17 protein-coding genes are annotated in these 21,108 nt (G+C 65.1%); 5 read left to right on the top strand and 12 right to left on the bottom strand.

All coding sequences use genetic code 11. The annotated features are described in order from the left end of the window. Positions 1-26 precede the first annotated feature (26 nt). Positions 27-3,737: a cobaltochelatase subunit CobN gene (cobN, locus tag RY1_RS01830; RefSeq protein ID WP_072801801.1), complete on the bottom strand. Its 3,711-nt coding sequence runs from the start codon at positions 3,735-3,737 to the stop codon at positions 27-29. 289 nt (positions 3,738-4,026) lie between these two features. Here cobN and cobG point away from each other — a divergent pair, with 289 nt between their 5' ends. From cobG to cobJ, 3 genes are read left to right on the top strand one after another with little or no spacing between them, the layout of a single operon-like run. Beyond that, on the top strand, positions 4,027-5,160 hold the full coding sequence (gene cobG, locus RY1_RS01835) for a precorrin-3B synthase (protein WP_072801802.1): 1,134 nt from the start codon (positions 4,027-4,029) through the stop codon (positions 5,158-5,160). A gap of 31 nt (positions 5,161-5,191) precedes the next feature. Continuing rightward, positions 5,192-5,818, top strand: a complete 627-nt coding sequence (locus RY1_RS01840) for a precorrin-8X methylmutase (protein ID WP_072801803.1) — start codon at positions 5,192-5,194, stop codon at positions 5,816-5,818. After that, positions 5,815-7,308 (top strand): precorrin-3B C(17)-methyltransferase, encoded by a 1,494-nt coding sequence (cobJ, locus tag RY1_RS01845; RefSeq protein ID WP_072801804.1) that lies wholly within the window; start codon positions 5,815-5,817, stop codon positions 7,306-7,308. The genes RY1_RS01840 and cobJ overlap by 4 nt, the downstream gene beginning before the upstream one ends. Positions 7,309-7,332: 24 nt before the next feature. Here the strand turns inward: cobJ and RY1_RS01850 are convergent, their stop codons facing one another. The 3 genes from RY1_RS01850 to dprE2 are packed head-to-tail and all read right to left on the bottom strand — an operon-like array spanning position 7,333 to position 10,045. Continuing rightward, a complete protein-coding gene (locus RY1_RS01850; protein ID WP_245819460.1) occupies positions 7,333-8,079 on the bottom strand; it encodes a cobalt-precorrin-6A reductase in 747 nt (248 codons plus the stop codon). Further along, the gene (cbiE, locus tag RY1_RS30415; protein ID WP_072802238.1) at positions 8,076-9,293 is read right to left on the bottom strand and encodes a precorrin-6y C5,15-methyltransferase (decarboxylating) subunit CbiE; all 1,218 of its coding nucleotides are present in this window, start codon (positions 9,291-9,293) and stop codon (positions 8,076-8,078) included. The genes RY1_RS01850 and cbiE overlap by 4 nt, the downstream gene beginning before the upstream one ends. Further along, on the bottom strand, positions 9,293-10,045 hold the full coding sequence (gene dprE2, locus RY1_RS01860) for a decaprenylphospho-beta-D-erythro-pentofuranosid-2-ulose 2-reductase (RefSeq protein ID WP_281249936.1): 753 nt from the start codon (positions 10,043-10,045) through the stop codon (positions 9,293-9,295). Before dprE2 ends, cbiE begins: the two co-directional genes overlap by 1 nt. 31 nt (positions 10,046-10,076) lie before the next feature. Between dprE2 and RY1_RS01865 the strand changes: the two genes are divergently transcribed. Further along, complete coding sequence (locus RY1_RS01865; RefSeq protein WP_072802239.1) at positions 10,077-10,490, top strand: TIGR03618 family F420-dependent PPOX class oxidoreductase; 414 nt, start codon at positions 10,077-10,079, stop codon at positions 10,488-10,490. Positions 10,491-10,492: 2 nt separating this feature from the next. Here RY1_RS01865 and RY1_RS01870 read toward each other — a convergent pair whose 3' ends face one another. Then, the gene (locus tag RY1_RS01870) at positions 10,493-11,638 is read right to left on the bottom strand and encodes a M24 family metallopeptidase (protein WP_072801807.1); all 1,146 of its coding nucleotides are present in this window, start codon (positions 11,636-11,638) and stop codon (positions 10,493-10,495) included. A gap of 27 nt (positions 11,639-11,665) precedes the next feature. Here RY1_RS01870 and RY1_RS01875 point away from each other — a divergent pair, with 27 nt between their 5' ends. Then, positions 11,666-12,640 (top strand): 5'-3' exonuclease, encoded by a 975-nt coding sequence (locus RY1_RS01875; RefSeq protein ID WP_072801808.1) that lies wholly within the window; start codon positions 11,666-11,668, stop codon positions 12,638-12,640. A gap of 23 nt (positions 12,641-12,663) precedes the next feature. Here the strand turns inward: RY1_RS01875 and RY1_RS01880 are convergent, their stop codons facing one another. From RY1_RS01880 to pafA, 7 genes are all read right to left on the bottom strand, one after another. Then, entirely contained in the window at positions 12,664-13,500 is an 837-nt protein-coding gene (locus RY1_RS01880; protein ID WP_072802240.1) for a DUF4333 domain-containing protein, read from the bottom strand. Positions 13,501-13,554: 54 nt separating this feature from the next. Beyond that, positions 13,555-16,284, bottom strand: coding sequence for a DEAD/DEAH box helicase (locus RY1_RS01885; RefSeq protein WP_072801809.1), 2,730 nt, complete (start codon positions 16,282-16,284; stop codon positions 13,555-13,557). Between the two features lie 9 nt (positions 16,285-16,293). After that, positions 16,294-17,238, bottom strand: a complete 945-nt coding sequence (tatC, locus tag RY1_RS01890; RefSeq protein ID WP_072801810.1) for a twin-arginine translocase subunit TatC — start codon at positions 17,236-17,238, stop codon at positions 16,294-16,296. 68 nt (positions 17,239-17,306) lie between these two features. Continuing rightward, on the bottom strand, positions 17,307-17,564 hold the full coding sequence (gene tatA, locus RY1_RS01895; protein WP_072801811.1) for a Sec-independent protein translocase subunit TatA: 258 nt from the start codon (positions 17,562-17,564) through the stop codon (positions 17,307-17,309). A 120-nt stretch (positions 17,565-17,684) separates the two neighbouring features. Continuing rightward, complete coding sequence (locus RY1_RS01900; RefSeq protein WP_072801812.1) at positions 17,685-18,653, bottom strand: helix-turn-helix transcriptional regulator; 969 nt, start codon at positions 18,651-18,653, stop codon at positions 17,685-17,687. Next, positions 18,650-19,639, bottom strand: a complete 990-nt coding sequence (locus tag RY1_RS01905) for a helix-turn-helix transcriptional regulator (RefSeq protein ID WP_072801813.1) — start codon at positions 19,637-19,639, stop codon at positions 18,650-18,652. The genes RY1_RS01900 and RY1_RS01905 overlap by 4 nt, the downstream gene beginning before the upstream one ends. A gap of 31 nt (positions 19,640-19,670) precedes the next feature. Continuing rightward, positions 19,671-21,029 (bottom strand): Pup--protein ligase, encoded by a 1,359-nt coding sequence (gene pafA / locus RY1_RS01910; RefSeq protein ID WP_174565298.1) that lies wholly within the window; start codon positions 21,027-21,029, stop codon positions 19,671-19,673. Positions 21,030-21,108: the final 79 nt, after the last annotated feature.

Here is a 21,108-nt window from a genome sequence, read left to right on the forward strand (position 1 = left end):
GGGCACCAGAGTACGGCGCGCGGTGGCTACTCTCCCTCCAAGTCGCCTTCGGTTTCGAGATACACCTGCCGGAGATCGCCGAGTATTTTCGGATCCGGCTCGGCCCACATTTTCCGTTCCGCCGCCTCCAGCAGTCGCTCGGCGATGCCGTGCAACGCCCAGGGGTTGGACTGCTGCATGAACTTCTGGTTCTGCTCGTCCAGCACGTACGTCTCGGCCAGCTTCTCGTACATCCAGTCGGCGACCACATCGGTTGTCGCGTCGTACCCGAAGAGGTAGTCGACGGTAGCCGCCATTTCGAACGCACCCTTGTACCCGTGCCTGCGCATCGCCTCGAGCCACCGCGGGTTGACGACCCTGGCACGGAACACTCGGGCCGTCTCTTCCGACAGAGTTCGCGTTCGAACCGACTCGGGCCTCGTACTGTCTCCGATGTATGCCTCGGGTGATGTGCCCGTCAGCGCTCGGACCGTCGCAACCATTCCTCCGTGGTACTGGAAATAGTCGTCCGAGTCGGCGATGTCGTGCTCACGCGTGTCGGTGTTCTTGGCCGCGACGGCGATTCGCTTGTACGCGGTACGCATATCGTCCGAGGCCGGCACGCCGTCGAGTCCGCGGCCGTACGCGAACCCACCCCACGTGGTGTACACCTGCGCGAGGTCCTCGTCGCTGCGCCAGGTCTTGCTGTCGATCAACTGCAACAGCCCCGCGCCGTAGGTTCCGGGCTTCGACCCGAAGATGCGCGTCGTCGCACGACGCTCGTCGCCGTGTTCGACGAGATCTGCCTGCGCGTGCGCCCGGACGTAGTTGCTCTCGGCAGGCTCGTCGAGCGCTGCGACCAACCTGACCGCGTCGTCGAGCAGGGCCAGAACGTGTGGGAACGCATCGCGGAAGAATCCACTGATGCGTACGGTCACATCGATGCGCGGCCGCCCCAGTTCCTCCAGTGCGATCACCTCGAGTGTCGTGACGCGCCGCGACGCCTCGTCCCACACCGGTGACACTCCGAGCAGTGCGAACACCTCGGCTACGTCGTCACCGGATGTGCGCATGGCGGACGTGCCCCACACGGACAGTCCGACGGACTTGGGCCACTCGCCGTGATCCTTCCTGTACCGCGCAAGGAGAGACTCCGCCATCGCCTGCCCGGTCTCCCACGCCAGCTTCGACGGAACGGCCTTGGGATCCACGGAGTAGAAGTTGCGGCCGGTCGGCAGCACGTTGATCAGGCCGCGCAGGGGTGACCCACTGGGGCCCGCCGGAATGAAACCGCCGTCCAGGGCATGGAGGACCTGATGGATCTCGCGCGAGGTTCCTCGCAGGCGAGGGACCACCTCGGACGCTGCGAACCGAAGAATCTCCGCGACGACCGGTCCGTGTCCCGCTGCGACGTCGTCGGCCGACTCGGGATTCCACTGCGTTGCCTGCATGGCAGCGACGAGCCCGTGTGCGACGGCCTCGATCTCGTCCACCCGCACTCGCTCCTCGTCGCCGTCCTCGCTCAGGCCGAGGGCCTCGCGCAACCCGGGAACCGACTGCTCTCCGCCCCACATCTGACGGGCACGAAGCATCGCCAGGACGAGCTCCACCTCGGCGTCGCCGACCGGCTCCTGCCCCAGAATGTGCAATCCGTCCCTGATCTGGACGTCTTTGATCTCGCAGAGCCACCCGTCCACATGCAGCAGCATGTCGTCGAAGACTTCCTCGTCGGGGCGTTCCTCGAGGCCGAGATCCTGATGCATCTGCGCTGCGGTCATGAGCGTCCAGATCTGCTGTCTGATCGCCGGTAGCTTGGCAGGGTCGAGAGCGGAGATGTTGGCGTGCTCGTCGAGCAACTGCTCGAGCCGCGAGATGTCGCCGTAGCTCTCCGCGCGCGCCATCGGTGGGATCAGGTGATCGACGAGTGTGGCATGAGCCCGTCGCTTGGCCTGTGTTCCTTCGCCCGGGTCGTTGACGAGGAACGGGTAGATCAACGGGAGGTCACCCAACGCCGCGTCGGTGCCGCACGATGCGGACATTCCGAGGGTCTTGCCGGGCAGCCATTCGAGGTTGCCGTGCTTGCCGAGATGGACCATCGCGTCGGCGCCGAATCCACCGTCGGATTGCGTCGCCTGAATCCAGCGATACGCTGCGAGGTAGTGGTGACTGGGCGGCAGATCGGGGTCGTGATAAATCGCGACCGGGCGTTCACCGAAGCCCCGTGGCGGCTGCACCATGATGACCACGTTGCCGAATTGCATTGCAGCAATGACGATCTCGCCATCCGGATCGGAAGAACGGTCGACGTACATGTCGCCGGGGGCAGGCCCCCAGTGTTCCTCGACTGCGGAGGTGAGCTCGTTCGGCAATTGCGAGAACCAGGTTCGGTAGAGCGCAGCGGAGATCCTGATCGGATTGCCCTCCAACTGCTCGTCGGTCAGCCAATCCGGATCCTGACCGCCGCGAGCGATCAAGGCATGGATCAGCGCATCGCCGTCTTTCGCAGCCAGGCCAGGAATGGCGTCGGGGCCGTCGACCGGGCCGAGATCGTATCCTGCAGTGCGCATCTCCGACATGAGGGCGATCGCACTCGCAGGTGTGTCGAGACCGACCGCGTTGCCGATGCGTGCGTGTTTGGTCGGGTATGCGGAGAACATCAGCGCGATCCGGCGTTCGGACGCCGGGATGTGGCGAAGGCGCGCATGGCGCACCGCGATACCTGCCACCCGCGCTGCCCGCTCGAGATCGGGGACGTACGTGGTCAGACCGTCACCGTCGATCTCCTTGAACGAGAATGGAACCGTGATCAATCGGCCGTCGAACTCCGGTACCGCTACTTGAGTGGCAACATCGAGAGGAGACAGACCGTCGTCGTTGGCCGCCCAGGTTTCCCTGCTGCTCGTCAGGCACAGTCCCTGCAGGATCGGCACGTCGAGTGCCGCGAGTTCTGCGACGTCCCACGCTTCGTCGTCGCCGCCTGCGGACGCTCCGGCAGGCTTGGTTCCACCCGCTGCAAGGACCGTCACGATCATCGCGTCGGCCTTCTTCAGCGTTTCGAGCAGTGCCGGTTCGGCGGTCCGAAGCGATGCGCAGAAGATCGGAAGCGCCTGTGCACCGGCAGCTTCCACGGCCGAAGCGAGGGCGTCGATGTATGCGGTGTTGCCCGCCAGATGCTGCGCTCGGTAGTACAAAATCGCGATGACAGGAGCGGAGCCTGCGGAGTGACCAGAAGGGACAGGAGCGGAGCCTGCGGAGTGACCAGAGATGACAGGAGCGGAGCCTGCGGAGTGACCAGAATGAACAGGAGCGGAGCCTGCGGAGTGAGGTGCGGTTGGGCGGTCGAGAATTCCCCACGTCGGGGTGTGCAGTGGCGCCGAGAATCCATGGCCGGTGAGTAGAACAGTGTCGGACAGGAAGGCGAAGAGCTGGTTCAGATTGTCGGGCCCGCCCTCGGCGAGGTAGTTGTGCGCCTGTGTTGCGACGTTCCCCGGAACCGTCGACAGTTCCATCAACTCCGCGTCGGGTGCCTGTTCGCCGCCGAGCACGACGACGGGTAGACCGGTGGCGAGAACAGCGTCGACACCCTCTTCCCATGACCGCTTGGATCCGAGAATGCGCAGCACGACCAGATCGGCGCCGTCCGCCAAGGCGGGGACGTCGTCGGCGAGCAGTCGAGACGGATTACCCCAGCGGTAGTCGGCACCACTTGCGCGCGCACTGAGAAGGTCGGTGTCCGATGTGGACAGCAGCAAGATCACGGGTAGTGCCCTTCTGAAGGGTTTTCGCGCCCCTCGTCTCGTCTGGTTCCTCGTGGATTCGAAGGAGAGGGTCTGGCTCTACAGTGGCGCGACCGCACCGGGGTTGCACCGGTTTCCTCTCGGCCGAAGCCTGACGAGTCCGAATGTTACCCAATGAAGCAGGTCACTCGTCACATCGGCGAAGGGATGCTGCTCATGGTCTCGTCGGAACCGGGCTGCGGACGCTCGTGCGAGGTAGGCCCGGCGAGGTCTTCAGCGGCTGAGCAGGATGCACTTGTAGCCTTGACCGATGAGCTCGACCGATGCCAGAGACGTCCCCGACCGGTGCCCCGGTGCATTGACGATGCATCAGGCCGCGGACGGCGGCCTGGCCCGGGTGCGGCTACCGGGAGGTCGAGTGCGCCCGGACCAGCTACTGGTACTCGCCCACGCGGCCACCGAACTGGGCGATGGCAAGCTCGAACTCACCTCGCGGGCAAATGTCCAGTTCAGGGGCATCACCGACGGCGACCGGCTCGCAGAACGACTCGCCGCGGCCGATCTGCTTCCTTCGGTCTCACATGAACGTGTACGGAACATTCTGGCGTCGCCGTTGTCCGGGCGGGTCGGAGGTCTGGCCGACATCGGTGGACTGATCGACCGCCTCGACCGGGAATTGTGCGCACGTCCGTCGTTGGCCGAGCTCCCGGGTAGAACGCTGTTCGCGCTCGACGACGGGCGGGGCGACGTCACGGCATCGACACCGGACTTCGGAGTTCACGCTCTCGCGGCCGAGGAATTCGCGCTGGTGCTTGCCGGTGCGGATACCGGAGTCCGAGTCGACACCGCTCACGTGGTGGAGGTACTCCTCGATGCCGCGCAGGCCTTCGTGGACATTCGTGAGAGCGAGTGGCGGCTCGCTGAACTGATCGACGGGCCGAGCCGAACCCTTACCCGGCTCGGGCTCGTCGCCGGTACGCCCCGAACCCTCGAATCGACCGATACGACACCACCGATCGGCTGGCTGACGCAGGACGACGGCCGCGTCGCTCTCGGCGGCGCGCTCGCACTCGGTGTCCTCGAGGCGCGGCTCGCCGAGTTCCTCGCCGCGATCGATCGCCCGATCGTGGTCACGCCGTGGCGCGGGATCATCGTGTGCGACCTCGACGAGGGGGCAGCGGAACAAGTGGTCCGGGTCCTGGCACCGATGGGCCTGATCTTCGACGCGTCCTCACCATGGGTCGATCTCAGCGCGTGCACCGGTTCGCCGGGTTGCGAGAAGTCGAACGCCGACGTCCGCGGCGACCTCACCGACGCCGTCGACCGGGGACAGGTCCCCCAGGGACGACGTCAACACTGGTCCGGATGCGAGCGCCGATGTGGGCGGCCCAAGGGAGACGTGCTCGACGTCGTCGCCGGCCCCACCGGCTACCGGGTGTCCTGACGCCGCATCGCCCTGACCTATCGTGAACTCCATGTACGACTACATCCGCGACGGTGCGGAGATCTACCGACAGTCCTTTGCAACCATCAGGGACGAGGCGGATCTGTCGGCATTCGCACCCGATATCGCGCAGGTCGTCGTACGAATGATCCATGCAAGCGGTGAAGTCGATCTGACCGATGTCGTCGCCGCGACTCCTCGCGTCGTCGCCGATGCGCGCGCCGCTCTGAACTCCGGGGCGCCGATTCTCTGCGACGCCAACATGGTTGCCGCGGGTGTCACTCGCCGCCGCCTCCCCGCGGACAACGAGGTCCTCTGCACGCTGTCCGACCCCTCCGTTCCCGCCCTCGCCGCGCGACTGGGTACCACCCGCACGGCCGCGGCGCTCGAGCTCTGGGGCGACCGCTTGGACGGTGCCGTCGTTGCCATCGGCAACGCCCCTACTGCCCTGTTCCACCTGTTGGAGATGCTCGCCGCGGGCGCACCACGACCCGCCGCGATCGTCGGCGGACCAGTGGGATTCATCGGTGCCGCCGAATCCAAGGAAGACTTGATCGCGTCGTCGGTCGGCGTCGAGTATCTTGTCGTTCGTGGCAGGCGCGGCGGTAGCGCGATCACCGCCGCGGCCGTCAACGCCATTGCGAGCGAAGAAGAATGAGCAGCGAAGCCGGAAAACTGTGGGGTGTCGGGCTCGGACCCGGCGACCCGGAACTGGTGACGGTGAAGGCAGCGCGAGTCATCGGCGAGGCAGACGTCGTGGCCTTCCACAGTGCACGCCACGGACGCAGCATCTCGCGCGGCGTCGCCGCTCGCTACATGCGTGAGGATCAGATCGAAGAGCACCTCGTCTACCCGGTCACCACCGAGACGACCGACCACCCCGGTGGGTACCAGGGCGCGATCGACGAGTTCTACGAGCTCGCCGCCGAGCGCCTCGCAGCCCACCTCATCGCCGGTAGGTCGGTCGCCCTTCTGGCAGAGGGCGATCCGCTGTTCTACAGCTCCTACATGCACATGCACAAGAGACTGTGCGACCGGTTCGACGTCGAGATCGTTCCCGGTGTCACCTCTGTCAGCGCAGCATCGGCCGCGCTGCGCACTCCGCTCGTGGAACGCGACGAAGTGTTCACGGTCCTGCCGGGCACACTCCCCGTCGAGGAGCTGACGCGGCGCCTACGGGCCACCGACGCGGCAGCGATCATGAAGCTCGGTCGAACGTACCCGAATGTTCTTCGCGCGCTGAAGGACTCGGGCCGCCTCGACGAGGCCCGATACGTCGAGCGTGCGAGCACCGCCCAACAGCGCGTGATTGCGGCATCCGACGTCGATATCGCCGAGGTTCCGTACTTCTCGATCGCGATCGTGCCGAGCCCCTCCAACAACCGCGATGTTGCGAAGCCGACCGGTCAGGTCGTCGTTGTCGGCCTCGGCCCAGGCGCGGATCGATGGACCACCGACGAGGTCCGTCACGAGCTTGCCGAGGCCACCGATCTCGTCGGATACGTCACCTATGTCGACCGAGTTCCAGTGCGGGCAGGGCAGATTCGACACGTGAGCGACAACAAGGTCGAATCGGAGCGAGCGGCTTTCGCGCTCGATCTCGCCAAGCGCGGCAGGCGCGTCGCCGTCGTCTCGTCCGGAGATCCGGGGGTGTTCGCGATGGCCGCCGCCGTCGTCGAGGTCGCCGCAGAACCACAGTGGTCCGACGTCACCGTGCGGGTCGTTCCCGGCATGACCGCGGCGAATGCCGTCGCCAGCCGGGTGGGCGCGCCCCTCGGACACGACTATGCCGTCATCTCACTGTCCGATCGGTTGAAGCCCTGGGGCATCGTCGCTACCCGACTGTCGGCGGTGGCCGCAGCCGACATGGCGATCGCGATCTACAACCCGGCGTCGAAGTCGCGGACATGGCAGGTGGCTGCGATGCGCGATCTGCTGCTCGAGCACCGCGGGCCCGATACACCCGTCGTCATCGGCCGAGCCGTCGGTAGTGACGACGAAACAGTGCGCACTGTCCGTCTCGCGGACCTCGATGCCTCGGAGATCGACATGCGGTGCTTGCTCATCGTCGGATCGTCGCAGACCGTCGTCGTCGAAACCGGTAGCGGTGCACAGGTGTTCACATCGCGTCGGTACCCGCAGTCGTAGCCGCCACTTCGGTGTTCGATCGAGTTACGTGCCTCGGGCGAGGGCCCCGAGCCAGGTCACGACATCGGACACCGAGTCCGTGACCACATCCGCGGGCGGGGTGTGCGGTCGATCGATCATGACGACCGCAAGTCCCAATTCTCGTGCGGCAACCAGCTTCGCCTCCGTCATCGCTCCCCCACTGTTCTTGGAGACGACCATGTCGATCTCGCGTGTACGCATCAGCGCCCTTTCGCTGTCCACAGCGAAAGGTCCTCGCGCCGACAATAATTCGTGGTGCGCGGGAAGGGCGCCGGTAGGCGGATCGATGCTCCGAACGAGAAACCACGACACGGTGTTGCCCGCGAACGCGTCGACTCCTTGACGCCCGATCGTCAGAAAGACCCGCTGCCGCTTCGCGGCGACAATCGCTGCAGCGTCGGCCGTCGACTGCGCAGCGATCCAGTTGTCCCCTGCTCCCGGCGTCCACTGCGGACGACGCAGGACAGCGATCGGAACGGACGCCTGCGCTGCCGCCGCGGATGCGTTGCGGGAGATCGACTCGGCGAAGGGATGCGTTGCATCCACGACCGCCACGACGCCGTTCTCTCGTATCCAGGAGGTCATGCCCACGGCGCCGCCGAAACCGCCGACGCGGGACGCCCCGGCGGGTAGCACCGGGTCCCGTACGCGGCCGGCGAGCGAGGACACGACGTCGAACCGCTTGTCGGAGTTCACCGCCTCGGCGAGCAACCGCGCCTCGGAGGTGCCGCCGAGGATCAGCACCTTCACGGCTTGACCACGACCCACTGCGCCACCGGAAGATGCGGACGCCACCCCGTGAACGAACCCAGGGGCTCTGCTCGATAGATCTGAAACTTTCGCAACGTTCCACCCCAGCGCGAAACACACCCGAGCAGAGCCGCTTCCGACTCGGCCGTCACCGCATTCGCCACGATCCGTCCACCGGGGCGCACGTGGTCCCAGCACGCGTCGATCATGCCGCTGCGGGTGAGGCCGCCACCGACGAAGATGGCGTCGGGGGCGAATTTCGGATCTTCCGTGACGTCGGGGAACGATGCAGGCGCGGTGCCGAGGCACCGCAGCGCAGGCACACCGAGAGCGGACGCATTCGACTCGATCTGTGCTCGACGGCGATCGAGCGACTCGAATGCCACTGCACGACATCGCGGATCGGTCCGCATCCATTCGATGGCGATCGATCCCGATCCCCCGCCCACATCCCACAACATCTCGCCCGGTGAGGGCGCCAGAGCGCTGAGGGTGAGTGACCGCACCTCGGCTTTGGTCAACTGGCCGTCACCGCCGAACGCCGCATCGGGCAAGCCGGGTACCCGCGTGAGTCTGAGCTCTGCGGACGAGATGCATTCGATCGCGACGACATTGAGTGGATCGCCCGCAGGCTCGGTCCATGTGTCCGCGGTAGCCGACACCGAGCGCTCGGTGTCGGCGCCCAACCGTTCGAGAACCGTGACCCGTGACCGCCCGAACCCCGCATCGCGCAACACGCCCACGACCGAGGCGGGGGTGTCGCGGCCGCGCGAGAGCACCAGAATCTTCACCCCGTCGGCGAGTGCGGGTCGCAGCGAGTCCACCGGACTGTCGACGAGGCTCACCGTCGTCGTGGTCTGCACCGCCCATCCCAGCCGGGCACACGCGAGCGACAGCGACGACGGTGCAGGAATCACACGAAGGCGGGCTGCGCCGAACTCGCGGGCCAGCGTCACCCCGATCCCGTGGAACATCGGATCACCACTCGCCAGCACGCATACCCGGCGACCGTCGAACTCGTCGATCGAGCTGCGCAGCGTCGGCAACAGCGGACTGGGCCACACATGCTTGCGCGCGCCCGCGACCGGCACCGATTCGAGCTGCCTGGCGGATCCGAACACCACGTCCGCGGCCTGCACTACAGCGCGAGCAGTCCCGGCAAGGCCGCCCCAACCGTCGGCACCGATACCCACCACGTCGATAGGAACTGCCATCAGCGCGGCATCTTTCGCCACAGCCACGCAGGCAACAGATTCATGACGATGTTGATCGGCGAAAGGATGCCCGGGATCCACACGCGCGCCTTCCCGCGGGCCAGAGCGCGGACCGTCGCGTCGGCGACCTCGCCGGGTGTGCTCGAGAACGGCGCAGGTTTCATTCCCTCGGTCATCGAGCCGATGACAAATCCGGGACGCACGAGAAGCAGCGACACTCCTGACCCGTGCAACGCGTCGGTCAGTCCGGAGGCGAATCCGTCGAGACCCGCCTTCGCGGACCCGTAGACGTAGTTCGCTTTGCGGACCCGCATACCTGCGATCGAGGAGAACACCACGATGTGGCCGTGCCCCTGGGCCCGCAGCGCGGTGGCGACATGCGTCAGGACCGAGACCTGCGCGACGTAGTCGGTGTGCACGACGGCGACGGCGTGCGCCGCATCCGACTCCGCGAGCTTCTGATCGCCGAGAATTCCGAACGCGATAACCACGGTGCCCAACGGCCCATAGGCGGCCGCGACATCGGCCAAGAGAGTGCCGTGCGAACCGAGGTCGTCGGCGTCGAACTCGACGGTCTCGACTCGGCGGGCACCGGACGCACGCACGCGCTCGACCTGCGTCGACAGATCCCCGCTGCGCCGAGCCGCCAGTACGACGGTACGGCCGGGCGCAAGCCGAACCGCGACCTCCATACCGATCTCGCTCCGCCCGCCGAGCACGAGAACTGTGTTGTTGTCATCGGTGCCAGTCACACTGACAGTGTCGCCGACTACCGTGGGCGACATGGCCACCACCCCCGTCGCACCCGCCGCACTCACCGCGGAAGCAGTGCAATTTCTGACCGACCGGCACCTGGCAACCCTGACCACGCTGCGCCCGGACGGAACTCCGCACGTGGTTGCCGTCGGATTCACATGGGACCAGGACAGCGCGACTGTTCGGGTCATCACCAGCGGAAAGTCCCAGAAGGCGCTCAACGCCGCGCGCGGCGGGTATGCGGCGGTGAGCCAGGTCGACGGCGCGCGCTGGCTCACCCTGGAAGGCCCGAGTTCCGTGCTGACATTGCGTGACGACGTCGTGGACGCCGAGCATCGGTACGCACAGCGTTATCGGGTTCCGCGGGAGAATCCCGAACGTGTCGTCATCACCATCGCCGTGCAACGGATTCTCGGCTCGAGGTCCCTTCTCGGGCGCTGAGGTCAGCCGACCGGAAGCACCGTCAGTCCGTGCGGCCGGAGGTTGACGGACTCACAGCCGCCTGCGGTGACCACGACGATGTCCTCGATCCGAGCGCCCCACCGACCGCGGAAGTAGATCCCCGGCTCGATACTGAACGCCATGCCCTCGGCCAACTCGATGTCGTTTCCCGCGACGATGTACGGCTCCTCGTGGACCGACAGACCGATTCCGTGGCCGGTCCGATGCAGAAATGCCTCCCCGAGACCCTCAGCTGTGAGAATGTCGCGCGCTGCCGCGTCGATGGACTCCGCCGTCACTCCCGGTTTCACTGCGTCGACCGCGGCCTGCTGCGCACGCTCTAGTACTGCGTACTGCTCCGCGACCTGCGGGGACGGCTCGCCGAGAACGTAGGTTCGCGTCGAGTCCGAGTTGTATCCCGGTGCGACCGGTCCGCCGATATCGATGACGACGACGTCACCTGCCTCGATGACACGATCCGACACCTCGTGGTGAGGATCGGCGCCGTGGGGCCCTGATCCGACGATGATGAATGCGGCGGCGGTGTGCCCCTCCTCGACGATCGCGGCGCCGATGTCGGCGGCCACGGCCGCCTCTGTGCGTCCCACTCGAAGGAAATCGCTCATCCGCTCGTGCACGCGGTCGATCGCCCGCCCAGCGCGCCGCAGCGCCTCGATCTCGGCGTCGTCCTTCAGCATCCGAAGTTTTCTCAACACATCGGTCGCGAGAACGGGAACCTTGCCCACTGTCGCAGCGAGCGGAACGAAATGCAGGGCAGGCATCGCGTCGTCGACGGCAGTGGCCGCCCCTGTGGGCAGAATCGACGCCACCAGTCCGTACGGGCTGACGCCGTCGACCCAATCGGTGATGTGTAGGCCGAGCTCGCCTGCTGCAGAATCGGTCAGCGCCGCCAACTCGAGTCGGGGAACGACGACGGTGGGGGTCGAACCGTCGGCAGGAACCACGAGGCAGATGAGCCGCTCGAACGAACTCGCGCGGGAGCCGAGTAGATACTGCAGATCGGGCCCTGGCGTGATGAGCAGCGCGTCCAGACCTGCGTCGCCTGCGTACCGAGCGGCACGAGACAACCGAGACGCGTAGATCTCGGACGAGAAACGGGTGGCGGGCGAGGTGGAATCGGAACTCATGACTCCAGGCTATCGGCGTTTGGCAAGATGATGGCCATGACAGCCCCGGGAAAGTCGCCTCTGCTCCTTCTCGACGGAGCCAGCCTGTGGTTTCGCGCCTACTATGCACTGCCCGAATCGATTACGGCGCCGGACGGCCGACCGGTCAACGCCGTCCGTGGGTTCATCGACATGATGGCAGCGTTGATGGCACGGACCGAACCGTCACGGCTCGCCGTCTGCCTCGACCTCAACTGGCGGCCACAGTTCCGAGTGGACGCCGTTCCGTCGTACAAGGCACATCGCGTCGCCGAGGCCGTGCCGGGTGACGCCGAGAGCGAGGAAGTGCCCGAGACCCTGACTCCGCAGGTCGACATGATCATGGACGTGCTTGCCGCCGCTGGCATCGCCACCGCGGGCGCGGACGGCCTCGAGGCCGACGACGTGCTCGGCACGCTCGCCGCTCGCGAGCGCCAGGATCCGGTCGTCGTCGTCAGTGGCGATCGGGACCTGCTTCAGGTCGCGGCCGACGAACCCAACGAGGTCAGGGTTCTCTATGTCGGTCGTGGGCTTGCGAAAGCCGAACTGTTCGGGCCCGCCGAGGTCGCGGAGAAGTACGGCGTGCCTCTGCACCGCGCCGGAGACGCGTACGCCGAGCTGGCACTGCTACGCGGCGACGCGTCCGACGGGCTTCCCGGAGTGAAGGGAGTAGGTGAGAAGACTGCGTCGACGCTGATGCTGCGGTTCGGCTCGGTGGCCGCGCTCCGTGAGGCGGTGCTCGATCCGAAATCCGATCTGGCGCAGGGCATCAGAGCCAAGCTCGCCGCGGCGAGCGACTACCTCGACGCGGCTCTGCCCGTAGTGCGGGTCGTCACCGACGCCGATGTGCACCTCTCACGATCGGACATCATTCCGAGCACACCGGCCGACGAGGCGAGGCTGTCCGAGCTCGCCTCGGAACTCGGGATAGCAAACGCCGTGGATCGACTGGTCACTGCTCTGTCGACCCACTGCGCGCACTGACGTCGCGAGGTATCACGGCCGGATCACCGCGGACGTGATACCTCGTAGGTTCCGTTGTCGTCGGTGAACGTCAAGGTCACGGTCCTGGAGATACCGTCGACATTGAGTGAGCAGTCGAAGGAGCCACCCTTCTCGACTTTCTGCCCGTCCGGGCACGACACGTCGGTGACCCCGGACGAGCCGTAGGTACCGGTGACGATCTGCTCGACGCCTGATTCTGCGGCGGCTCGATCGAGTGTCTTGCCCCCACCCACTGTGGCGAAGAGAACTACGACGACGACCACGATCAGAACGACGAGCCCGAGGATCAGCAGCAGCGGAGTCTTCGACTTGCTTCCCTGCGGCGCTTGCTGACCGGGGGTCCATTGCTGCCCCTGTGGATACTGACCACCCGGATACTGGGGCTGGCCCGGGTACTGCGACTGGCCCGGGTACTGCGACTGGCCAGGGTACTGGGTCTGGCCCGGATATTGGGACTGGCCTGGGAATTGCGGCTGGCCAGGGTACTGCGACTGGCCAGGGTACTGGGGCTGGCCGGGCGACGGCTGAGATGCATATTGCCCCTGCTGCGGGTACTGACCTTGCTGGGGATACTGACCTTGCTGGGGATACTGCCCCTGCTGCGGTGGGTACTGCCCCTGCTGAGACGGATACTGCCCCTGCTGCGGGTACTGCCCCTGATAGTCGCCCGGAGAATACGGCTGCTGCGGCGGATACTGACCCCACGCCTGCTGACCGAGTTGCTGAGTGTCGGGCTGATTCGCTTCCGGCTGTGGAGCTTCGGACGTGTCGCCGTCAGATCGACCCTGATTCCGTGACCACTGATCGTCAGGATTGTTCGGACCGTAAGGGCCGCTCATCTCGCCTCCACTCGATTCGATTCGTCGACCGATACCGTATCCCGCCACGCGCCATCAAGCGGCATCGACTGCGACGACTCCTCGGCGCAGGGCCGAGACCGCCCGCGCCGCGGTCTTGGACAGCTCCGGATCCGGCGATGCGAGCCGAACCTGGTCGAGAAGGTCGATCACCTGCCTGCACCACCGTACGAAATCACCACCCGACAGCGCCTTTCCATGATCACCTGCAGCAAGGAGCGCATCGACGAGACTGTTGTCGCTCGCCCACCGATAGACAGCTTTGACGAATCCCATGTCGGGTTCGCGAGTCGGCGGCAATTTGTGCCTGGCCTCGTCAGCGCGCAACTCCGACCACACTCGTACCGTCTCCCCCAGCGCGTGCCGGATCGGACCAGTCGGGCCCTGCGGGGTCACATCGCCATCCTGACGCGACTCGTACACGACCGCGGACACCACTGCAGCCAACTCCGCCGGCGACAGTCCGCGCCACAGCTCCTGCCGAAGACACTCGGCGACGAGCAGATCCGACTCCGAATAGATTCGGCTGAGCCGTGCCCCGTTCTCGGTGACCGTCGGAGCCTTCCCTGCAGTGATGTACTCACGTTCGGCCAGCAGCGCCAGGATTCGATCGAATGTCCGGGCAAGCGAATTGGTCGTTGCCGACACCTTCTGGCGCATCGTCTCGTTCTCGCGGGCCATTCTGTTGTAGCGCTCGCCGATTCGGCCGAGTTCGTCGCGATCGGGCCGCGAATGAACCGGATGTGACCTGATGCTCCGTCGCAATGTGGCGAGTTCGCGATCGTCCGCCGCGGTGGACTTGCGGCGTCGCCGATCGGACGGAGCCGAAATCCCGGACGACCGTAGGGCAGCTGCGAGGTCCCGGCGGGTGCTGGCCGTGCGGTGATCCACGTGTCGCGGAAGGCGCATCCGGCCGAGAGAATCAGCGGGTGACGGGAAGTCCGCCGCCGACAGACGTCCCGCCCATTTGTCCTCGGTCAGGAAGAGCGGCCGTGGATCGCTGGCATCGATGTCCGGTTCCAGAACCACGGCGAGACCGCTGCGGCGACCACTCGGCACCGATACGACGTCGCCGCGCTTGAGCTCACGCAGGGAGTCGACCGCGTTCTTCCTCCGATCCTGCCTGCCCTGCCGTTCCAGCGTCTTCTCGCGCTCTTTGAGCCTCTCCCGCAGGCGTGCGTATTCGAAGTACTCCCCGTCCGGACCGCCGAGTCGGGCACCGAGCTCTGCCAGTGTGGCGTCGTTGCGTTCGATTCCGCGGACGAGCCCGACCACCGACCTGTCGGCTTGGAATTGCGCGAACGATTGCTCGAGCAGTGCGCGGGAGTCTGCGGCCCCGAATTGCTCCACGAGGTTGATCGACATGTTGTACGCGGGCCGGAACGAGCTGCGCAACGGGAAAGTGCGGGTCGAGGCCAATCCCGCTACTTCGGTGGGTTCGGTCCCCGGCTGCCACAACACGACGGCATGGCCCTCGATGTCGATTCCGCGTCGACCTGCCCGGCCGGTGAGTTGGGTGTATTCACCCGGTGTGAGTTCCGCGTGTGTTTCGCCGTTGTACTTGACGAGCTTCTCGAGCACGACCGTGCGGGCAGGCATGTTGATCCCCAACGCCAGTGTCTCGGTGGCGAACACCGCCCGTACCAGTCCCTTGACGAACAACTCCTCGACCGTGTGCCGGAAAACCGGCAGCATTCCCGCGTGATGGGCTGCGAGGCCACGTTCGAGCGCTTCACGCCACTCCCAGAACCCCAGAACCTCGAGATCCTGTCGTGGGAGTTCGGCGGTGTGCTTGTCGATGATGGACCGAATTTCCTCGACCTGTTCCGGTGTGGTGAGAACCAGCCGTGAACGAAGACACTGCGTGAGCGCCGCATCGCACCCCGCCCGGGAGAAGATGAAAGTGATCGCGGGAAGCAGAGCTTCCTGGTCGAGTCGAGCGATCACCTCCGGCCGTGGAAGTGGGCGGTTGTTCGCACTCGCGCTGTACCCGCCGCCACCGCGGCCACGCCCACGACTGTGTGGCGCTTGCCACTTGTCGGCCTGGTCGAGTGCCTGACGTTGCTTGACGTGCCGGACGAGGTCCCGATCGACGACGAGTTTGGCCGCCCCGTTGCCCGACTGAGCCCTGCTGTCGAACAGATCGAACAGGCGTCGACCGACCATGATGTGCTGCGACAACGGTACTGGCCGATTCTCGTCGACCACCACGGTGGTATCGCCGCGAACCGTCTCCATCCAGGCACCGAACTCTTCGGCATTGCTCACCGTCGCCGACAGGCTGACCAGCCTGACGTCCTGGGACAAGTGCAGAATGACTTCCTCCCACACGGCGCCTCGGAAGCGATCGGCAAGATAGTGGACCTCGTCCATCACCACATGCGAGAGCCCGCGTAGTGCGTCCGAGGACGCGTAGAGCATGTTCCGCAAGACCTCGGTCGTCATGACCACGACCGGGGCATCGGGATTGATGCTGGAGTCACCGGTCAGCAGACCGACCGATGCGCGCCCGTACCGCGCCGTGAGTTCGGCGAACTTCTGATTACTCAGTGCCTTGATCGGGGTGGTGTAGAAGCACTTCCGTCCCGCCGAGAGAGCCAAGTGGACGGCGAACTCACCGATGACCGTCTTTCCTGCACCCGTCGGAGCACATACCAGCACACCATGTCCGGCCTCGAGAGCAGCGCAGGCATCGACTTGGAACCGGTCGAGCGGAAAGTCGAGTTCGCCGGCGAAGCGCTGAAGCTCCGATACTCCGACGGTCACTCGTTCACATCAGATCGTGTCGGTGAAATCGTTCTCGCGCGGTACGGGCGGCGAAGCCGATACCGGGGGTTCGATGGAACCTGCGGAGTCGATGGACGTTGCTTCGTCATCGGACACATCACCCCATTCGTCGTTTCTCTTCCGCAATTTACGCTTGTCGTGAATTCGCGCGATCTGGACGGCGAATTCGAAGAGAAGAGTCAGCGCCAGGGCCAGCGCGAGCATCGAGAACGGGTCCTGGCCTGGAGTCGCGATCGCGGCGAAGACGAACAAGCCGAATATCAGACCACGACGCCACGCCTTCAAGCGTTCGTAGGTCAGCACCCCGACGAAGTTCAACGCCACGACCAGCAGGGGGATCTCGAAGCTGACACCGAAGATGATCAGCAGGTTGATGAGGAACCCGAAGTACTGGTCACCGCTGAGAGCGGTGATCTGGACGTTGTCGCCGATCGACAGCAGAAAGTGCAAGCCCTTGGCAACGATGTAGTACGCGAGGACGGCACCGGCAACGAAGAGAACAGCCGCCGAAGAGACGAATCCGACTGCGTACCTGCGCTCCTGCGAGTACAGACCGGGAGTGACGAAAGACCAGATCTGGTACAGCCACACCGGGCATGCCATCACGACACCCGCGGTGAAGGCGACCTTGAATCGGAGCAGAAACTGATCGAACGGGCCCGTCGCGAGCAACCGGCACTCGTCGTCGCCGCTCAGGTTGGCGCGCAGGCTCGGATCCAGTGAGCAGTACGGCCCACGCAGGATGTCACCGAGACTCTCGATTCCGAACAGCGTGTGCGAGTACCAGAAGAAACCGAAGGCCGTGGTGACGGCAACAGCAAGCAGCGCCCACATCAACCGGGTCCGCAGCTCGTATAGGTGATCGACCAACGACATGGTGCCGTCGGGATTCAGGCGGCGTTTGCTTCGCCGTGGATCGAACGGGATTCGCATTCTCTGTCTTCGCTCAGCAGTGAACCGGGGTGCAGATCAGCACCCCGGTTTGCCACGTTGTTTTTGTCTCAGGCGGACTTGGAGTCCGGCTGGACGTGGGCGTGTGCCTCGATCGACGGAGACGGATCGAGATGCGCCGGTGTTGCGGGCGGAGTTGCTGCAGTGGCGTCGGGCTTGCCGTCGTTCTGCATCTCCTTTACTTCGCTCTTGAAGATGCGAAGCGAACGTCCGAGTCCGCGAGCTGCGTCCGGCAGCTTCTTCGAACCGAACAGAATGACGACCACCAAGGCTACGATCGCCCAGTGCCACACGCTCATGGCTCCCATGTGTACCTCCCAAGATCAGATGGTTCGAGCGTACCCGAGAACCTGGCATGGTTGCTCCGGTGAACCCGTACGTTTCCTGTACGTTCACAGGTCTTAAGCGCAACGAAACAATTGGGGCCGTCAGCCCAGATCGGCGTATGCCGACAATGCGCCCTGCGCCCGGTCACTGACACTCGCCTGCAGTTCAGGCGGGCCCAAGACGGTGACACCCTCGCCGAATCCCAAGGTCAAACGCGTCATCCATGCCAGCGTGGCGAATCTCATCGTCACCGTGACAGCGCCGTCGGATTCCGCCGCCACCTGCGTCATCGGGTAATAGTCCATCACCCACGCATAGCCAGGAGCAATCCTGAGCCGCGCTTGCGGTAGCGCCGGATCGTCGTTGAAGATCTCGAAACTGTCCTCCTCCGCGAGACCTTCCGGTGGCCTGGACGGTTCGTCGAGCTCGACTGCGTGGTCGATACGGTCGAATCTGAACAACCGCACTCCCTCCGCGCGACGACACCATGCCTGCAAATAGCTGTGGTCGTCGATCAGCACTGTTCTGATCGGGTCCACGACGCGTTCGGACACCGCATCGCGCGATGCAGAGTAGTACGTCAGCGCGAGTGCGTGCTGGTGCCTGGACGCAGACCGAACCGCGGCGGCGGCGACGCTTTCGACGTCCGGTGCATCCCGGTGACCGTCGGAGGACTGCGGAACGTGCGCAGCGGCAGCACCCGCGGCGCCCTCGATCTTTGCGATGGCACGCTGCGCGGCGGATGGATCGACCATCCCCGGCATCGCCGTCAGTGTCCGCAGTGCGACCAGAAGCGCTGTCGCTTCGGTGGAGGTCAGCCGAAGGGGACGATCGATGCCTGCCGAGAACGTGACTTCGATGCTCTCCTCCGAAAAAGACAGATCGATGAGGTCACCCGGCCCGTAACCGGGTAGCCCACACATCCACAGTTGATTCAGGTCGGTCATCAAGGTCGAGGTGGAGACGCCGAGCTCGTGCGCGGCCTCGGCGGCGCTCATGCCGGGGTTCGCGAGAAAGAACGGAACCATGTTGAGCAGTCGCGCCAGTCGCACCGATAGTCGTGCACTCATCGAATCACCCCCACCACAGCGGATCGGAGTGTGCTGACGACGTCGTTTCTCAGCTCGACGGGATCGAGGACGAGAGCGTCGGCACCGTGACCGGCTACCAACCGGGTTACCCACTCCCACGACCGAACCGGTATGCGGAGAACCGAGCCGTCGCGTCCACCGACTGCGCGTTCTTCGACGACGTCGCCGAGTCGGCGTATCTCGAGCGCGCGATCTCGAGCAACCCAGATGGTGGCGCTACCGCTGACTTCGGCGGTACCGGCCACCCGTTCGACGATCTCCTGCAGGTCGACACCGTCCGGTTTGCGCACCGAACCGGCCTTTCCGAACGTTGCGACCTCGTCGCCTATCCGCGACAGCCGGAACGTCCGTGTGTCGTCGCGGTCGAGGTCGTGACCCACGAGGTACCAACGGCCGCGAAAGGTGACCACGCCCCACGGCTCGACCGTCCGCGTCGTGAAAGGATCCGACGTCGAACTCCGATGCTCGAATCGAACCGACCTGCCCGCATCGATTGCAGCCAGCAGCGCGCCGAGCGCTGGTTCGGACCCTCTGGTGCGCGCAGGGACCGCCGTCACCGATGCCGCCGAATCGTCCTGCTCCACCTGAATTCCCGCAGCTCGCAGCTTCAGCACGGCGCTCTGCGCAGCGGAGGTCAGCTCGGGGGACTCCCACAGCTGGACCGCAACCGCCACTGCCGCCGCTTCCTCGCGGCTGAGATCGATGTCGGGTAGCTCGTAGGCATCTCGGTTGATGCGATATCCCTCGACGCCACCGGTACCGATCGACAAGCCGGTCTCCAGCGGGACCCCGAGATCGCGGAGTTCGTTCTTGTCCCGCTCGAACATCCGGCTGAACGCCTCGTCGCTACCGCTGTCACCGTAGCCGGCCACGCTGTCGCGAATCCGCTCCGCAGTCACGAACTGACGCGTCGACAACAGACAGATGACAAGATTCATCAACCGCTCGACTTTGGTGATCGCCACCCTCGAAGCCTAGTGGTCGCCGTTCGTTGCGCTACATCGACGCGATCAACCGTTCGACGCGCTCGTCGACCGATCTGAACGGATCCTTACAGAGTACGGTGCGTTGTGCCTGGTCGTTGAGCTTGAGGTGCACCCAATCGACCGTGAAATCTCGCCCTGCTTCCTGGGCCGCGGTGATGAATTCACCACGCAGCTTCGCGCGCGTCGTCTGCGGTGGCAGGTCGACGGCCTCGTCGATCTGGTCGTCCTCGGTGATTCGCTTGGCCAGACCCTTGCGCTGCAGAAGGTCGAACACCCCGCGACCCCGTTTGATGTCGTGGTAGGCGAGATCGAGCTGCGCGATCTTCGGGTCGGAAAGTTCCATCGAGTACCGATCCTGATACCGCTGGAACAACTTGCGCTTGATCACCCAGTCGATCTCGGTGTCGACCTTGGCGAAGTCCTGAGCCTCGACGGCGTCGAGAGTGCGGCCCCACAGGTCGACGACCTGTTCGATCTGCGTGTTCGGCTCCCGTGTCTTCAGGTGCTCGACGGCGCGCGCGTAGTACTCGCGCTGAATCTCGAGTGCGCTCGCTTGTCGACCGCCTGCCAGTCGCACGGGGCGGCGTCCCGTCAGGTCGTGGCTGACCTCACGAATTGCACGAATGGGGTTGTCCAAGGCGAAGTCTCGGAACGACACGCCCGCCTCGATCATCTCGAGCACCAACGCCCCGGTACCGACCTTGAGCATCGTGGTGGACTCGGCCATGTTGGAGTCCCCGACGATGACGTGCAGCCGACGGTACTTCTCGGCGTCTGCGTGCGGCTCGTCTCGCGTGTTGATGATGGGACGCGAGCGCGTGGTAGCGGAGGACACGCCCTCCCAGATGTGCTCGGCCCGTTGAGACAGGCAGAAGGTCGCGGCCTTCGGCGTCTGCAGAACTTTGCCTGCACCGCAGATGAGCTGGCGGGTGACGAGGAACGGAAGCAGGACGTCGGAGATCCTGGAGAACTCTCCTGCGCGTTGCACGAGATAGTTCTCGTGGCAGCCGTACGAGTTACCTGCCGAGTCGGTGTTGTTCTTGAAAAGATAGATGTCGCCGCCGATTCCCTCCTCGGCGAGACGTTGCTCGGCGTCGATGAGCAAATCCTCCAGCACTCGCTCGCCGGCCCGATCGTGCGTGACGAGTTGCAACAGACTGTCGCACTCGGCGGTGGCGTACTCGGGGTGGGATCCGACGTCGAGGTACAGCCGCGCCCCGTTTCTCAGGAACACGTTGGAACTACGGCCCCAGGACACGACTCTGCGGAACAGGTACCTGGCCACCTCGTCCGGACTGAGTCGCCTGTGCCCGTGAAAAGTACAGGTGACACCGAACTCGGTCTCGATGCCCATAATTCGTCGTTGCACACTTCGACACTACAACGATGACGGCACCGATGATGGGTTCGCGCACACCGACTCCACACGTGTCCGTTGTTGCCGCATA

The organism is Rhodococcus yunnanensis NBRC 103083 (genome assembly GCF_001895005.1).
In the GTDB taxonomy this organism is placed as follows: domain Bacteria; phylum Actinomycetota; class Actinomycetes; order Mycobacteriales; family Mycobacteriaceae; genus Rhodococcoides; species Rhodococcoides yunnanense.

Coding starts and splice junctions, on each gene's coding strand:
- cobG (WP_072801802.1), top strand. CDS start 4,027: ATGAGCTCGACCGATGCCAGAGACGTCCCCGACCGGTGCCCCGGTGCA.
- RY1_RS01840 (WP_072801803.1), top strand. CDS start 5,192: ATGTACGACTACATCCGCGACGGTGCGGAGATCTACCGACAGTCCTTT.
- cobJ (WP_072801804.1), top strand. CDS start 5,815: ATGAGCAGCGAAGCCGGAAAACTGTGGGGTGTCGGGCTCGGACCCGGC.
- cbiE (WP_072802238.1), bottom strand. CDS start 9,293: ATGGCAGTTCCTATCGACGTGGTGGGTATCGGTGCCGACGGTTGGGGC.
- RY1_RS01865 (WP_072802239.1), top strand. CDS start 10,077: ATGGCCACCACCCCCGTCGCACCCGCCGCACTCACCGCGGAAGCAGTG.
- RY1_RS01870 (WP_072801807.1), bottom strand. CDS start 11,638: ATGAGTTCCGATTCCACCTCGCCCGCCACCCGTTTCTCGTCCGAGATC.
- RY1_RS01875 (WP_072801808.1), top strand. CDS start 11,666: ATGATGGCCATGACAGCCCCGGGAAAGTCGCCTCTGCTCCTTCTCGAC.
- RY1_RS01880 (WP_072802240.1), bottom strand. CDS start 13,500: ATGAGCGGCCCTTACGGTCCGAACAATCCTGACGATCAGTGGTCACGG.
- tatC (WP_072801810.1), bottom strand. CDS start 17,238: ATGCGAATCCCGTTCGATCCACGGCGAAGCAAACGCCGCCTGAATCCC.
- tatA (WP_072801811.1), bottom strand. CDS start 17,564: ATGGGAGCCATGAGCGTGTGGCACTGGGCGATCGTAGCCTTGGTGGTC.
- RY1_RS01900 (WP_072801812.1), bottom strand. CDS start 18,653: ATGAGTGCACGACTATCGGTGCGACTGGCGCGACTGCTCAACATGGTT.